The 14,160-nt window shown below is 64.5% G+C and carries 15 protein-coding genes; 3 read left to right on the top strand and 12 right to left on the bottom strand.

What is annotated here, in order from left to right; translation table 11 throughout:
• Nucleotides 1-69: 69 nt before the first annotated feature.
• The gene (locus tag JQ632_RS13415) at nt 70-1,851 is read right to left on the bottom strand and encodes a nitrite reductase (RefSeq protein ID WP_283817674.1); all 1,782 of its coding nucleotides are present in this window, start codon (nt 1,849-1,851) and stop codon (nt 70-72) included.
• A gap of 131 nt (nt 1,852-1,982) precedes the next feature.
• Between JQ632_RS13415 and JQ632_RS13410 the strand changes: the two genes are divergently transcribed.
• Complete coding sequence (locus JQ632_RS13410) at nt 1,983-4,085, top strand: NosR/NirI family protein (RefSeq protein WP_212402803.1); 2,103 nt, start codon at nt 1,983-1,985, stop codon at nt 4,083-4,085.
• An 8-nt stretch (nt 4,086-4,093) separates the two neighbouring features.
• Nucleotides 4,094-5,086, top strand: coding sequence for an FAD:protein FMN transferase (locus tag JQ632_RS13405; protein WP_212402802.1), 993 nt, complete (start codon nt 4,094-4,096; stop codon nt 5,084-5,086).
• 37 nt (nt 5,087-5,123) lie between these two features.
• Here JQ632_RS13405 and JQ632_RS13400 read toward each other — a convergent pair whose 3' ends face one another.
• The 9 genes from JQ632_RS13400 to JQ632_RS13360 are packed head-to-tail and all read right to left on the bottom strand — an operon-like array spanning nt 5,124 to nt 12,301.
• Nucleotides 5,124-5,516, bottom strand: a complete 393-nt coding sequence (locus JQ632_RS13400; protein WP_212402801.1) for a cytochrome c family protein — start codon at nt 5,514-5,516, stop codon at nt 5,124-5,126.
• Nucleotides 5,517-5,546: 30 nt separating this feature from the next.
• Entirely contained in the window at nt 5,547-5,945 is a 399-nt protein-coding gene (locus tag JQ632_RS13395) for a bacteriohemerythrin (protein ID WP_212402800.1), read from the bottom strand.
• 10 nt (nt 5,946-5,955) lie between these two features.
• Nucleotides 5,956-6,459, bottom strand: a complete 504-nt coding sequence (locus JQ632_RS13390) for a hypothetical protein (protein ID WP_249151892.1) — start codon at nt 6,457-6,459, stop codon at nt 5,956-5,958.
• Nucleotides 6,456-8,048 carry a cytochrome b N-terminal domain-containing protein gene (locus JQ632_RS13385; RefSeq protein ID WP_312015606.1) on the bottom strand — a complete coding sequence of 531 codons (1,593 nt, stop codon included), beginning with the start codon at nt 8,046-8,048 and terminating at the stop codon, nt 6,456-6,458. The genes JQ632_RS13390 and JQ632_RS13385 overlap by 4 nt, the downstream gene beginning before the upstream one ends.
• Nucleotides 8,045-8,872, bottom strand: a complete 828-nt coding sequence (locus JQ632_RS13380; RefSeq protein WP_212402798.1) for an SCO family protein — start codon at nt 8,870-8,872, stop codon at nt 8,045-8,047. Before JQ632_RS13380 ends, JQ632_RS13385 begins: the two co-directional genes overlap by 4 nt.
• Nucleotides 8,869-9,741, bottom strand: coding sequence for a heme o synthase (gene cyoE, locus JQ632_RS13375; protein WP_212402797.1), 873 nt, complete (start codon nt 9,739-9,741; stop codon nt 8,869-8,871). Before cyoE ends, JQ632_RS13380 begins: the two co-directional genes overlap by 4 nt.
• Nucleotides 9,742-9,769: 28 nt before the next feature.
• Nucleotides 9,770-11,491: a cbb3-type cytochrome c oxidase subunit I gene (locus JQ632_RS13370; protein ID WP_212402796.1), complete on the bottom strand. Its 1,722-nt coding sequence runs from the start codon at nt 11,489-11,491 to the stop codon at nt 9,770-9,772.
• Nucleotides 11,492-11,495: 4 nt separating this feature from the next.
• Entirely contained in the window at nt 11,496-12,071 is a 576-nt protein-coding gene (locus JQ632_RS13365) for a hypothetical protein (RefSeq protein ID WP_212402795.1), read from the bottom strand.
• 56 nt (nt 12,072-12,127) lie between these two features.
• Nucleotides 12,128-12,301 (bottom strand): hypothetical protein, encoded by a 174-nt coding sequence (locus tag JQ632_RS13360; protein ID WP_212402794.1) that lies wholly within the window; start codon nt 12,299-12,301, stop codon nt 12,128-12,130.
• Nucleotides 12,302-12,530: 229 nt separating this feature from the next.
• Between JQ632_RS13360 and JQ632_RS13355 the strand changes: the two genes are divergently transcribed.
• Nucleotides 12,531-12,899, top strand: a complete 369-nt coding sequence (locus JQ632_RS13355) for a hypothetical protein (protein WP_212402793.1) — start codon at nt 12,531-12,533, stop codon at nt 12,897-12,899.
• On the opposite strand, the gene JQ632_RS13350 is transcribed toward JQ632_RS13355, so the two are convergent.
• Nucleotides 12,835-13,617, bottom strand: coding sequence for a Crp/Fnr family transcriptional regulator (locus JQ632_RS13350; RefSeq protein ID WP_212402792.1), 783 nt, complete (start codon nt 13,615-13,617; stop codon nt 12,835-12,837). The two genes, JQ632_RS13355 and JQ632_RS13350, sit on opposite strands and share 65 nt — an antisense overlap.
• A 126-nt stretch (nt 13,618-13,743) precedes the next feature.
• A complete protein-coding gene (locus tag JQ632_RS13345; protein ID WP_212402791.1) occupies nt 13,744-13,944 on the bottom strand; it encodes a DUF1858 domain-containing protein in 201 nt (66 codons plus the stop codon).
• Nucleotides 13,945-14,160 lie beyond the last annotated feature (216 nt).

Genomic DNA, 14,160 nt, shown 5'->3' with positions numbered 1-14,160 from the left:
GCTCCACTTGGGCCGTCTCGAAATTTTCGGGATGGCGCGACGGACCTCGCCGCGCCATCCGGGGACCGGTCAGTAGACGTCGTTACGGGTGTTGTAGACGTTGAACTTGCCGGTCGGCGTGACGAGCCGTTTGTCACGGATGACCGTCTTCAAGGTCAGCGTCTTGTCGTCGACCACGACGATCGCGGAGTCCTGCGCCTTGTTGTTCCAGACCGAGAACCAGATCTCGGTGCCGTCCTTGTTGAACTCGCCCTGCACCACGCGACGCGCGCCTTCCGAGATACCGGACCACTGGCCGATCGGAAGCACCTTGTATTCTGGCTTCTCCTTGGCAAGCTCCTTGATCTTGAACACTGCGACCGACGAGGAAATCTCGGCGTCCGTGTTCAGGGGCGTGTCGACATAGAGGTTTTCCGACTTCGGATGCGTCTTGATGAAGAGCGATCCGCCGCCCTGACCGTCCACCGTCTGCACGACCTTCCAGGCGGACTCCTTGTGCTTCTCGGGGTCGGTGCCGATGAAGGAGATCGTCTCGCTGCCGAGATGGCTCGTGGCCCACACCGGTCCGAACTTCGGATGCTCCAGATTGGCGCCGCGGCCCGGATGCGGCGTCTGGCCCTTGGATTCGACCACGCCGACCAGCTTGTCCTCCTTGGTGTCGACGATCGCGATCTTGTGGCGGGCGTTCGCGGCAACGAGGAAGTAGCGGCCGGTCTTGTCGAAGCCGCCGTCATGCAGGAAGCGCTCGGCCTCGATCGCCGTCACCTTCAGGTTCTTGAGATCCTGATAGTTGACGAGCAGGATCTGTCCGGTCTCCTTGATGTTGACGACGAATTCCGGCTTGAAGTGCGAGGCCACGATCGATGCGACGCGCGGCTCCGGGTGATACTCCTGGGTGTCTTCGGTCATGCCGCGGGTCGAGACCACCTTGATCGGCTCGAGCGTCGCGCCGTCCATGATCACATATTGCGGCGGCCAATAGGCGCCGGCGATCGCATATTTGTCCTCATAGCCCTTGAACTTCGAGGTTTCGACCGACCGCGCCTCGGTGCCGATCTTCATCTCCGCGACGGTCTGCGGCGGATCCATCCAGAGATCGATCAGGTTCAACTTCGAATCGCGCCCGATGATGTAGAGATAGCGCCCCGACGCCGACATGCGCGAGATGTGCACGGCGTAGCCGGACTTCAGCACGTGTTCGATCTTCTTGGTGCTGCCGTCGATCAACGCGATTTCGCCGGCGTCGCGCAGCGTCACCGAGAACAGATTGTCGATGTCGAGCTTGTTCATCTTCTTGGTCGGACGCTGCGCGACCGGCACCAGAACCTTCCAGCTCTCCTTCATCTCCTTCATGCCGAACTCGGGCGGCTGCGCCGGCTCGTTGAGCAGATAGCGCGCCATCAGCTCGACGTCGGTCTGCTGGAGCTCGCCGGAGGTGCCCCAGTTCGGCATGCCGCCGGGCGACCCATAGGTGATGAAATCGCGCAGATAGTCGAAGCCGAGCTTCTTGGTGAGGTCGGGCGTCAGCGGCTTGCCGGTCGCGCCCTTGCGCAGCACGCCGTGACAACCGGCGCAGCGCTCGAAATAGATGCGATTGGCCTTGTCGAATTCGGCCTTGGTGAGGTTGGGATCGCCGGGCCTGGTGCCAGGCTGTTCGGCCGGCTTGTCGCCGAGCACGTCCAGGCTCGGCTGATACTGACCGCCGGGTGTAGTCTTGTGCTGCTGCAGGTCCGACGGCTTCGGCGCCGGGGCCTGCTGCTGCGCGACGGCGGCCGTCGCACCAAGATAAAGAAAGCCCGCTGCGGCAACGCCGCCCGTGAGCATCGCTAGCAGAGAAGCTCGGCCTCGCATCACATTCCTCCAGCATGAGAATCCGATCGTGTGGTTATGCCGGGGACGCCGCGCCTTCGCATTGACCGCGGTTAAGGGCGAAATTGACCTAGCTCAATGCGGCGTGGCCACAACCCTGCCTGATCCGGTGCATGCGAGCGGTTGCCGGCATCGTCGGGTTTATTGCACTGCGAGGGTTGCGCGTCGCGGCGATGCTCCTGCTGACGATGAGCATCGCCTACGCGGCCGATCTCGACGTCGCGACAAGATTCTTCAGCGAACCCGTTACGATCGAACGCGCCGAGGGAACGCCTCCCGCCGCCGTCGTACGGAGCGCGGACGGGCGCGTGCTCGGCTACGCCTTCTCGAGTCACGATGTGTCGGGTTCCGTCGGCTATGCCGGCCGACCGCTCGACATCGTCGCAGCGGTCACGACCGGAGGCATCATCGCCGGCGCCGAGATCGTCGCGCACGAGGAGCCGATCCTGGTGATCGGAATCCCGCGCGATGCGCTGGCCGCTTACGTCGCCAATTTCCGCGGCTTCGGCCTGCGCGCCGGCGCCACGCTCAAGCCGGCGGACGACCTTGCCCGCGGTCCGCACGCGGTCGCAGGCGCCACGATCACCAGCACCGTGATCCGCGACGCGATCGTCCGCTCGGCGCGCTCCGTGCTGCGCAGCCGCAGCGCCTCCCCCGAGCGCACCGTGCGTCTCGATCGCGAGACGCTACGCCGTTCCTCCTGGCCGTCGCTGCTCGCCGAAGGCGCCGTTCAGCATCGGCTGATCCTCCGCGGCGAAGCCGCCAAGATGCTCGGCACACAGGACAGCGAACCCGAAAAGCCCTTCATCGACGTTTGGCTCGCGCTCGCGACCCCGCCCCCCATTGGAGAAAGCCTGCTCGGCCAACGCATCTATGAAAGCGAACTGGGCAAGATCGGACCTGACGACGATCTGATCCTGATCGGGGGCGCCGGCCTCTACTCGTTCAAGGGGACCGAGTGGCGTCAGGCCGGCACGTTCACACGCATCGAGATCGTCCAGGGCAGCCGCACATTCCGCCTCAAGCCATCGGATCATACGGCGATCGAATCGCTGCATGCGGCAGGTGCACCGGAGTTGCGCGAGATCGCGGTGTTCCGAGTCCCGCAATCGGGCGGGTTCGATTCGACCAAGCCGTTCCGGCTCGATATCGATCTCGGCGCGGGATCGACAAGCGGCGGACCGGCGGTGGCATCGCTCGACTATCGCATTCCCGAGCGCTACCTGATCGCAACGCCGGTGACGCCGCCGGCAGCATCGGTGGCGAGCGAAACCGCGCCATCCTCTGCGTCTGCCGCCACCGCGCCGCTCTGGCAGGACATCTGGTGGGCGCGGCGCTACGAAATCGGTGTTCTCGGCGCGATGCTCACGGTGCTCGCGGCCATCCTCATCTTCCAGGACAGCGTGACCGCGCACGGCGTCTTCTATTATCGGCTGCGCACCGGCTATCTGCTGCTGACGCTGGTGTTCCTCGGCTTCATCGCCAATGCGCAGCTCTCGGTCGTCAACGTCCTGACCTTCATTCATGCGCTGCTCTCCGGCTTCCGCTGGGAGCTATTCCTGCTCGATCCCCTGGTCTTCCTGCTCTGGAGTTTTGTCGCGCTCAGCATGCTGTTCTGGGGCCGCGGCGTGTTTTGCGGATGGCTCTGCCCGTTCGGAACCTTGCAGGAGCTAACCAATCAGCTCGCGCGCCGCCTCGGCATCAAGCAGATCGAAATCCCGTTCGGGCTGCACGAGCGGCTCTGGATGATCAAATATGTCGCTTTTGTCGCGATCCTGGCGATCTCGCTGCGCTCCATCCTGAGCGCCTTCCAGCTCGCCGAGATCGAGCCGTTCAAGACCGCGATCACCATGAAGTTCCTGCGGGAGTGGCCGTTCGGGCTCTATGCTGGGCTGCTGCTGGTCGCCGGACTGTTCGTCGAGCGCTTCTATTGCCGCTATCTCTGTCCGCTCGGCGCGGCGCTCGCGATCCCGGCACGCATGCGGATGTTCGAATGGCTGAAGCGCTACCGGGAATGCGGCGCGGAGTGCCACGTCTGTGCCCGGCGCTGCACGGTTCAGGCCATTCACCCGCTCGGGCAGATCAATCCCAACGAATGCATCTACTGCCTGAAATGCCAGGCCAATTATTTCGACCACGACATCTGCTTGCATCTGAAGAAGCGCGCGCAGCGGCGTCAACCGCTGCCGCCGTCCACGCCGACCCAAAAGGCATGAGGAACGCCATGCCGCTTCAGCACCCGACCCGGCGCCGCGCCATCACGATCTTCGCAAGCGCCGTTGCCGGCGCGATCGCGGGTCCTGCCCGTCCGGCAGACGCCGACTACGAATGGCGCGGCACGGCGATGGGGGCCGATGCACGCCTCCTCTTCAACGGCGTCGATCCGCGGATTGCGCGCAGCTTGGCCGCCTCGGTGGAGGCGGAAATCGAGCGCCTCGAAACGGCACTGAGCCTGTTCCGCCCCGAATCAGAGTTGTGCCGCCTCAATCGTGACGGCCACCTTGCGGAGCCGAGTGGAGACCTGCGGCGCGCCCTGGCACTGGCGCTCCGCGTCGCCGATCTCACCGGCGGATTGTTCGATCCGACGGTGCAGGCCTTGTGGGAAGCCTATGTCGACTGGTTCGCCCGCGGCGACCGCGTCGATCTGCCGCCAGACGACCTGATTGCGCGGGCGCGCCGGGCGGTGGATTGGACAAAGATCCAGCTTGGTCCAGACGCGATCCGGCTCGGCGACGGCCAGCGTCTCACGCTCAACGGCCTCGGCCAGGGTTATGTCACCGATCGCGTGGCGGAGCTGCTGGCGGCGCGGGGCCTCACCAACATCCTGATCGATCTTGGCGAGCAGCGTGCGCTGGGAACACGGCGCGACGGATCGCCGTGGCTCGTCGAGCGGCCCCACGCCGCACCGATCCGCCTTGCACGCGGCGCGCTCGCGACCTCCGAAGGCGCAGGTTGCGTGCTCGGTGCCGCCGGCGCCGCGCACCATCTGTTCGATCCGCGCAGCGGCCGCAGCGCGGGGCACTGGCGCACGATCACCGTGCATCATGCGTCAGCCGCCGTCGCCGACGCACTTTCGACCGCGCTCTCGGTCGCGTCGGCCGACGAGATCGATGCCCTGCTGCCAAGACTGGACGGAATTACGCTGTGGGCCGTGGACCGGACCCGTCGCCGCCGGCGCTGGCCCGCGGCAGGCCCGCTCGACGGCATCGACGGCTGACCGCCGATGCACGCCGGCCGGAACGCTCTTCGCTCGGCTACTTGGTCTTGCCGTCGGCGTCGTATTGCTTGAGATAGGCCCAGAGGCTCTTGGCCTCGCCTTCGTTCTTGATGCCGGCGAACGCCATCTTGGTGTTCGGCACCTTGGCCTTGGGATCCTTGATGTAATCGAGGAAGCTCGCCTCGTCCCAGGTGATGCCGGAGTTCTTGTTGGCGTCGGAATAGCTGTAGCCGGCAATCGATCCGGATTTGCGGCCCTCGAGGCCATTGAGCACCGGCCCGACCTTGTTCTTGGCCGTCGGTCCGACATCGTGGCAGCTCACGCATTTCTTGTATGCGGTGGCCCCCGCCGTCACGTCCTGCGCACCGGCAGCACCAGCCGACGCGGCTACGGCCGCAAGGGCGATCAATATCCGTCTCATTCTCTTCATCTCCTGTGTTGAGTGGATCGTCAGATGTCCCTAATGCGCGCCCAGCGCCTTGTGCAGCCGGGCGTCATGGGTCTCGAAATGCCGGGAGAACCACGCGTCCAGCGCGTCCGCCAGCAGACTATCGTCGAAACTGGAGCTGGCCTCATAGGCCTCCATGAGGTCGCGGATTTCGTCCAGAAGCCGCTCATGGTCGTTCTTGTGCTGGGTGAGCCGGCCGTAGCCGCGCTCGCGCATGAAGCGTTCCTCCAGCGCAAAATGCGCGGAGATCGCCTTGAAGAGATCGCCGAAGAAACCGAGAACGGCGTCCTTGGACCCTTGCGCCGTGGCCTCCTCATGCAGGCGATTGATCAGCGCAATGAGCTCCTGGTGCTCGTGATCGACGGCCGCGATGCCGACGCTGTAGCGATCATCCCAATGCAACAGGCCCATGATCCCATCCTCAGCGAAAGATAAACTCGCCGTTCTCCGGCCGGTAGTCGATGACGAGGAGTTGTGACGGCGCGAACGCCACCGTCTCCTTGCGCTCGTGGTCGAATCCGTCAGCGCGGGCGGTGTCGCGCATGCGAACCGCAACGTCGTATTTGCCGGCCCGCAGCACGAAGCGCTGATAGACCCGCGACGGTCCGTCGCCGGCGATTCCGGTCGGCGGCAGGTCGGCCCGGTAGACGTTGCGGCCATCGACATCCAGCTCGACATAGATCGAGCGGCGAATCCGCGGACAATCCTGAACCCGCCGCATGTTCGGCGGCAATTTTGCGATCTCCTCGGGGCTCAGGCGCCGGCATTCACCCTTGCGGTCGGCGCCGTGCACGAAGGTCAGCATCATCACGCCGGAATCCTGAGGGATCTGGCGCCAGCGCGGCCAACTCGACAACATGGCAACGCCGGCGAACAGCGCGACGATCGCCACGAACTGGCCAGCCGTGCGCAGGACACCGCTCATGGCTCGTTCCCCGCATCAGCCCGCGCGCGGTCCTTGCGAGCCGCAACGATGCTCTTCGGCAGCGGCGACTGCATGTGCAGCGGCGGCAGTTGCGCAACCCGCGCGGCAAAGGCCGCGATATCAGCCTCGGCCCGCCGAACCTCGAGCGCGGACGCCCAGATCGTGGCGATCCGTTCACGTGGCACGCGCGCGCGGAGATAGGGATCGCGCTCGGCGGCAAAGCGTTCCTCGGTCCACTTCACCCCGAGGCGGTTGTAGCAGGCGCTCTCGGCGCAGCCGGCCACCACGACGCCGTCGGAGAGATTTCGGCTCAGGATGAAATCGATCAATGACGGCGGCGCCATCGCGACGCAGGGCAGCACGACGGTGCCCTCCAGCCGGCCGGCCGCTGCACCATGCTCGCACGCGAGCACGAGGAGGCGCCCTGCCCCGGACACGCCGCTTGCAGTCTCGACGACCCTTGCGCGCAGCTCCTTCAGCGGGAATTCAGGCAGATCGATACCGGTGCGCAGGTCTTCGCTGCGGCGGAACGGCGTAGACGACGGACAGGAGCCGACGCAGATGCCGCAGGAGACGCACAGCGACGGATTGACCTGCGCCTGGGTCGGAAACGGCAGGCCGTCGGTCCGGCCGACCATGCGGATGGCCTCATAGGGGCAATCCTCCGCACAGCGCGCACAGCCGTTGCAGTGATCGAGGTGAACCTCGACCGCCTTGGCCCGGCGCAGCGGCGGCAGCCATGGCATCGCCGCGATCATCAGCGAGAAGGCGCCGAGGAACGCCCACACCGCGCCGTTGCCCCAGATCGTCGTCAGCGGGTAGAGCGGGAGGTACAGCCAGTCGAGGCCGACGTCGGCCGGAACCTTGGCGAGATCGGCATGTCCCTGCGAAATCGCGGGCTTCCAGATCGAAACGGCGAGCAGTGCCGTGAGCGACAACGCCGCCAGCATGCGCGGCGGGTTCACCTTGGGCCGCGAGATGCGGAGGATGTGGACCCACATGATGAACAGGAGGAACAGCGGCACGGCAACGTGCATGAACACCATCAGCGAGAAGAAGCGGCTGGTCAGCGTCCCCGTCGCGATAAAGTTGCGCGCGATCGGCTCGCCGAACACCGGCAGCCAGTCCAGAAGCTCGGAGGATGCGAGCGCGACATATTGCGCGAGCTTGTCCCACACCAGCCAATAGCCGGTGATCCCTGACACATAGAGCAGCCAGATGATCGGCAATCCCGTGAACCAGGAATACCAGCGCACGCCGCGATAATGGTCGTAGGCGAATTCGCGCAGCAGATGGGTCACGAGCATCACGACCATCAGATCGGAGGCATAGCGGTGAAAGCTGCGCATCACGCCGGCGTGGAACCAGTGGTATTGCGTGAGATTTTCGACCGACTGATAGGCGCGCTCGATGCCGGTGTCGAAGAAGATGAAGAGATAGATGCCGCTGACGGCGACGATCCAGAAGAAGAAGAACCCGAGCGCGCCGAGCTGTGCCAGCGGATTGAGCGCCGGACCGAACAGCCGATCGAAGGGACGTTCGATCAGACCGAAGCCGGCGCGGAGCACGCTGCGGATTGCACTGATCACCGTGTCACCCGCTGGAGCCTGCTTCTCCGCCCCGCACGAAACCATTCCCGAAGGATGAGACCGCCCATGGCGATCAGCGAGAAGGCGGCGATCACACCGCCGAACACCAGGCCGTAGTCGATGCGGTAGCGCCGGGAGCCGGGATCGTAGGTGGTGCAGATGAAACGGATGCGGTCGATGATTCCGTCGAACGAGAACGGCGTCCTTATGCCATAGATCACGTCCTTCATCGGCTCCATGAACATCGGAAACGGAAAATCGTCGCCATAGACGTGGCGATAGATCCTGCCATCGGGATCCAGGATCGTCGTCTGTGCCGGGTGATCGAAGCCGCCGGCCACGGCCCGATAGCTGAAGCCGAGATCGTTCAGCAGCGCCTCGATGGTCGCAGCATCGCCGCTGGCAACCCGCCAGTTCGCGAATTTGATGCCCTGCCGGGATGCGAACTGCGCCATGCGGGCGACGGTGTCGTTCCGGGCGTCGAACCCGACGGTGAGCACGGCAAAGCGGTCCGATCCGAACACGCGGCCGGCCTCATGCACCGCATCGATCAGGTGCTGCGTGGTCGGCGGGCAGACCGAGCTGCACGCCGAATAGACGAGGCTGATGACGAGCGGCTTGCCGCGATAGTCGCGCAAGGACAGCGCCGCGCCGGCCGTGTCTGCCAGCCGGTAGTCGCCGATGGTTCGCCCGACCGCCCGCTCGCCTGCGGCAATCGCGGCCTTGGGATCGATCGCCGGTGACGCGGGCGCGGCTGCTGCGGATGCGAGCGACAAGCAGCTCAGCATCGCGACCAGACAGTTCGCGGCACGCTTGCCGATCATGACCAGGACCCGATCGCACTCGACAACAGCGCGCCGGCGACCAGGAAGGCGAGCTGGATCAACGAGGCGAAGAAGTTCGCCATCGCGTTCGCCTTTGAAGGCTCGCGATAGAGCGTGAGGCTGGTCCAGACGAACCAGCCGCCGCCGGCCGCAGCACCGATGCCGTAGAAAAGACCCTGGCCGTACCAGAGCGGCACGAGCGAGATCGCCGCCAGCGCAACCGAATGGGCGAGGATCGCCTTGGTCCACGCGCTCGCGGGCACCACAACCGGCAGCATCGGGATGCCGGCGCGGGCGTAGTCCTGCCCCTTGGCCGCCGCGAGGCTCCAGAAATGCGGTGGCGTCCACAGGAACAGAACGACCGCCAACACGGTCGGCACGACCTGTGGCGCCGGATCGACTGCGGCAGCGCCCGCCAGCACGGCAAAGCTCCCGGCGAGCCCGCCCACGACGATGTTCCAGGTGCTCTTCCGTTTCAGCCAGACCGTGTAGACGATGCCGTAGGTGAATGCGCCGAGAAACACGTAAGCGGCCGCGACATGGCCGACCGTCAGCCAGGCGAGCCCGAGGGAAATGACGAGCAGCCCGAGAAACGCGACCAGCCACCACGGGCTTTCGCCGAACGCACCGCTGGCGAACGGGCGGTTGCGGGTTCGCAGCATCAACCGGTCGAGGTCGCGGTCGTAGTAGTGGTTGAAGGCACCCGCCGCGCCGGAGGCCCCCAGGATGGCGAGCGAGAGACCTGTGAGCTGCCACCAGGAGAGGCCCGGCCCGCTTGCGAGCGCTACGCCCGCCAGCGCACTCGCGGCGATGGCTACGCCGATCCTGAGCTTGAGGAGCGAGACCGCCATCGCCGCTGTTGCACGCATGTTATTCCCTCCTCCACGACCAAAGCCATCACCGGAACAGCCAAAGCTCCGAGAGATATTTCCAGTTGATGAAGTAGTAGAGGACGAAGCAGACGAAGAAGATCGCGACCAGAATGATCGTGCCGGGCAGCTTGATCGTACCCTCGCTGCCGTAGTGGGACGCCACCGCGCCGCCGCCCGAATGCAGCGGGAAGGTGAGCTTGTGGCCGCCCTTGATCCTTTCGCCGAACAGCACGGTGCCGACCACGACGAGCACGAACATGATGCCGCCGATCGCCGCGATGATGGCGAAGATGCCGTTCAACCCCATCATCAGGAAGGCGCCTGCCGAATGGGCGAACGGAAGATTGGCGTCGCTGAAGGTCATGTCCCAGTGCCGCCGCGCCACGCCGAGCGTGCCGGCGCCCATCATGAACAGCGAGATCCCGGCGGCACCGATACCGAACAGATAGGGCTGGAGCTTTGCGACCTTCGGCCAGATGATCTCGCGCTCGAAGATCAGCGGCAGCACGAGATAGGTCGCGCCCATGAAGGCAAGCGTAGTGCCGGCAACCACCGTGCCGTGGAAGTGGCCGGGCACGTAGATGGTGTTGTGCATGAGCACGTTGAGCTGTTCGGTGCCGAGCACGACACCGGAGATGCCGCCGATGAAGCCGAAGAAGATCAGCGACAGGAACATGCCGGCGAACGCCGGATGCCCCCAGGGCGCCTTGCGCAGCCACTCGAAGACGCCGCGGTTGAAACCGTTGCGCCGCTGTGCGGCCTCGATCGACCCCGGCACGGTGAGGCCGTGGATCATCGATCCCATCACCGCCAGGTACATCATGTAGCTGGTGTTGACGATCTTCCAGCTCGCATCCATGCCGGGCTCGGCGAGCAGATGGTGCGCCGAGGCGAGTTGCAGGAACAGGATGTACATGAAGAAGGCGGTGCGGCTGACCTTTTCGCTCAGCGGCTTGGCCCCGACCAGGAGCGCCCCGATCAGATACCACAGCGACACATGCGCCGAGACGTTGATCTGCTGCGAGGAGTGGCCCATCGCCCACCACACGACCTTGTACATCAAGGGATCGATGTCCGAGATCAGGCCGAGCGACCACAGCCAGGTCGGTATCAGGATGATCGCACCGGAGGCGATGGTGAAGACGGCGATGATCGCCGCAGTCAACGCACCGAACGTCACCAGCGGGATCGAGCCCTCATAGGTGCCCTCCTCCTTCGCGATCACCAGCGTCGCAAAGAAGATGCAGCAGCCGATCAGGGCGCCGACCGCAAACAGGATGATGCCGAGATAGAAATGCGGCTTGGCCTGCATCGGCGGATAGGACGTGAACATCACGCTGGAATCGCCCTGCAGCACGGCGACATTGGTCGCGATCGCGCCGACCACCATCAGGACGAAGCCGAGCCAGGCCAGTTTCGGCGCCGCCAGGCGGCAATTCAGCAGCACCGCCGAGGCGAAATAGAGCACCGCCATCTCGAAGAAGATGATCCAGAACAGCAGCACGTTGGCACCGTGCCCGGTCAGCACCAGATAGAACCAGTCGGCCGGCAGCAGGTGAACCGCGGGCCAGCGCGTCAGCGCAACCAGCAGTCCCATCAGGCCTCCGATCGCGAGGAAAATGACGGCAGCGACGGCGTTCGCCTTGATCAACGCTTGTGCCGCAGTATCGACCTTCAACCCGGTGTATTGGCAGGTGCGGAATTCGGCCTCGCGGCCGACGGCTCCGACGACGGTTTCGGCGGTCATGTTGCTACCTCTGCTCCGCGAGACGCTGGTCGGCCTCGGCCTGCTTCTTGTCCGTGACGTAGATCTTGCCGGTCATGGTGTGGTGCCCGATTCCGCAGAATTCGTTGCACACGATGCCGAATGCGCCGCTCTCGGTCGGCGTCAGCGACAGGACGTGCTCGTAACCGGGATGAACCTGGATGTTGATGTTGGTCGGCTGCAGCGAGAAGCCGTGCTGCCAGTCCAGCGACGACAAATGGATCCGATAGCTTTGGCCCTTCTCGAGCTCGAGGATCGGCCACCACTGCCACAGCCGCGCGAGCAGATAGACGTCGCTTCCCGGCTTTGGCTTCACCACCGGTATGCCCTGCTCCTCGCGCACCTGGAATTTCTTGGCGAAGTCCTCGACCTTCTGCTCATAGGTGGACGGCGCGATCCGGTAGGCCTCCTTGCTCAAATTCTGCTGGCCGATGAAGTGCCAGGCGATCATGAATCCGAACATGAACAGCCCCCACAGGAAGGCTATGAAGATCCAGATCAGCTCGACCCGCTCGATGGGTTCGTTCCACCAGATCCGTTGTTCGGGAGGTGTGGCAGCCATGTTCGATGTTCCCCATGTTGGACGCGGCCCGCGCTATGGCGCGCGCCGCGCGAATCTCATTTGGCCAGCGGGATCGAGGCGACTTCCATCACGCCCCAGATGATGTAGAGGACGGTCGGCAGCGTGATGCCGAGGAACAGGAGCAGGAACGGATTGTCGAGGATCCGCTGCATCGCCGGCACGCGCTCGGCACGAGCCTGTTTCGGCGCATTCATCTCAACGGGTGGCATGGGCAGACTCCCTCGGTGAAACGGCGGATAGAATTGCGCGCTTCGCGGCCGGCATCCTTGACCGCGGTTAAGGATGGGATATCCGGAAACAGAAATAATCGCCGGCATGGAGCAGCCGAACCGATACGCCGGCGGTCATCGCCGACTCGGTGCAGCGATCGCGGTCGCCGCGATCGCAATCGCCGCATGGGGCATCCATGCCGCACCACAAGCGCGCCAGCCGGATCTCATGCTGCTCTACGTCGGTGCCGAGGATTGCGCGCCCTGCCGCGCCTGGCAAAAGGGAGACGGCGCCAGCTTTCTCGCATCGCCGGCTTTTTCACGCATCCGGTACCGCGAGGTGAAATCGCCCCGCCTTGCCGACGTGATGAACGACGACAACTGGCCCGAAGACCTGCGGCTCTATCGGCCTCATCTCAAGCGGAGCGACGGGGTGCCGCTGTGGATGGTCGTTGCCGACGGCGAGATCGTGGATCGGAAGTATGGCGCCACCGCCTGGCGCGAAAGCATCTTGCCGACGCTCAGGAGCATGCTCAGGCCGTCACTGATTTGGCCTCTTGCCGCGCTGTGCGCGCCGGAGGCGGCTCGCGGCACATGAGCTTCGGCTTGATGGGACAGCGTGGCTTGGTCCGGTCGCAGGCGACGAGCCGGCACAGCAATCCCATGTCCCGCACGACCACCGTGGAGGCGCGGACGTCGACGCCAACCGAGCGCAGTTTTGCAAACACCCGCGACAGGGATTCGGGCTTGAGGCCGAGCCTGCCCGCGATCAACGATTTGTCGTAAGGCAGCGTGATCGTGCACGGCCCCCTCGCGGTGGGGGCAAGCGACGCCAGGAACTCGGCGACCCTCTGGGTGGCGCTCTGCGCCATCAACTGCTCGATCTGCTGCACCATCCGATGCAGATGCTGCGAGGTCGACGCGATCATCGCGATGGCGACGTCGGGCATCTCGCGGACGCAGTTCATGACGTGGTTTGCCGGAATCAGCATGACCCTTGCCGGCGTCACGGCGCAGGCGGTCGCAGGATAGCGGCCCGACGTGAAGGTGACGGCTTCTGCGAAACTCTCGCCCCTTGTCAGCACGTTGAGAACCGCCTCGTCGCCGGCGGGCGTGATACGGTAAAGCTTGATCCAGCCGTCCAGGATCACGAAGAAAGCCTCAGCGGGCTCGCCCTGACGGAATAGCGCATGGCCCGGACGGAGGTTGAACACGCTGGCTTCCGCGAGCAATACCGCCAGCTCTTGCGGCTTGAGCCCGCTGAACACCGGCACCTCGGCCGCAATCTCAAGATCAACCGGTGCGGGCGCTGTCATGGTCTCATCCCTGGTGTTTGATCTTGTTGCCCAACTCTTGATCACTCGTCGCCGCGCATCTTGACCAGCATCAATTTGTGCGAACCTTGTTTCCTCTTGCGTGACGTTCGTGTCGTGAATGCTGACCTAGAGCGCGCTCTCGGCCTCTCGCAACGCCGTGAGAAACTCGTTGCGATCGACGCCGTGCTCGATGCAGGAATCACTGACCGTGTGGAAGCAGGCAATCGGACAGCCGACGCAATTCATCCTGAAATCGAGGAATACACGGATCGTCGTCGGGCGGATCCTCATCACCTCGTCCACCAAATCGTCGGCCTCGATCGGCATCGGAGTTGTTCCTGTTGTGGAAACACAATCGCTCCATCGCTTCGCAAGCTCTTTGTCGGGGCACAAACTCCCCGCGCTTTCGACTTTCGCGGCCAAGTTGCCGAAAGTAGGCTTTCGCCTCACGCGTGACGGGACATGGGCCGGCAAACGCTCCGCTAAAACCTTCGCAAATGCAGCAGGTTGACGAATATCGGCCGAGTTCCTATAAGCGTGGAT

The sequence above is a fragment of the Bradyrhizobium liaoningense genome, assembly GCF_018130955.1.
Taxonomy (GTDB): Bacteria; Pseudomonadota; Alphaproteobacteria; order Rhizobiales; family Xanthobacteraceae; genus Bradyrhizobium; species Bradyrhizobium liaoningense_C.
This window is presented reverse-complemented; position numbering and strand designations above follow the sequence as displayed.

What these genes read in the sequence shown, in the direction of transcription:
- JQ632_RS13395 (WP_212402800.1), bottom strand. Translation starts at nt 5,945, where the DNA reads ATGGGCCTGTTGCATTGGGATGATCGCTACAGCGTCGGCATCGCGGCC.
- JQ632_RS13405 (WP_212402802.1), top strand. Translation starts at nt 4,094, where the DNA reads ATGCCGCTTCAGCACCCGACCCGGCGCCGCGCCATCACGATCTTCGCA.
- JQ632_RS13365 (WP_212402795.1), bottom strand. Translation starts at nt 12,071, where the DNA reads ATGGCTGCCACACCTCCCGAACAACGGATCTGGTGGAACGAACCCATC.
- JQ632_RS13380 (WP_212402798.1), bottom strand. Translation starts at nt 8,872, where the DNA reads ATGATCGGCAAGCGTGCCGCGAACTGTCTGGTCGCGATGCTGAGCTGC.
- JQ632_RS13370 (WP_212402796.1), bottom strand. Translation starts at nt 11,491, where the DNA reads ATGACCGCCGAAACCGTCGTCGGAGCCGTCGGCCGCGAGGCCGAATTC.
- JQ632_RS13415 (WP_283817674.1), bottom strand. Translation starts at nt 1,851, where the DNA reads ATGCGAGGCCGAGCTTCTCTGCTAGCGATGCTCACGGGCGGCGTTGCC.
- JQ632_RS13345 (WP_212402791.1), bottom strand. Translation starts at nt 13,944, where the DNA reads ATGCCGATCGAGGCCGACGATTTGGTGGACGAGGTGATGAGGATCCGC.
- JQ632_RS13355 (WP_212402793.1), top strand. Translation starts at nt 12,531, where the DNA reads ATGCTGCTCTACGTCGGTGCCGAGGATTGCGCGCCCTGCCGCGCCTGG.
- JQ632_RS13360 (WP_212402794.1), bottom strand. Translation starts at nt 12,301, where the DNA reads ATGCCACCCGTTGAGATGAATGCGCCGAAACAGGCTCGTGCCGAGCGC.
- cyoE (WP_212402797.1), bottom strand. Translation starts at nt 9,741, where the DNA reads ATGCGTGCAACAGCGGCGATGGCGGTCTCGCTCCTCAAGCTCAGGATC.
- JQ632_RS13390 (WP_249151892.1), bottom strand. Translation starts at nt 6,459, where the DNA reads ATGAGCGGTGTCCTGCGCACGGCTGGCCAGTTCGTGGCGATCGTCGCG.
- JQ632_RS13410 (WP_212402803.1), top strand. Translation starts at nt 1,983, where the DNA reads ATGCGAGCGGTTGCCGGCATCGTCGGGTTTATTGCACTGCGAGGGTTG.
- JQ632_RS13400 (WP_212402801.1), bottom strand. Translation starts at nt 5,516, where the DNA reads ATGAAGAGAATGAGACGGATATTGATCGCCCTTGCGGCCGTAGCCGCG.
- JQ632_RS13350 (WP_212402792.1), bottom strand. Translation starts at nt 13,617, where the DNA reads ATGACAGCGCCCGCACCGGTTGATCTTGAGATTGCGGCCGAGGTGCCG.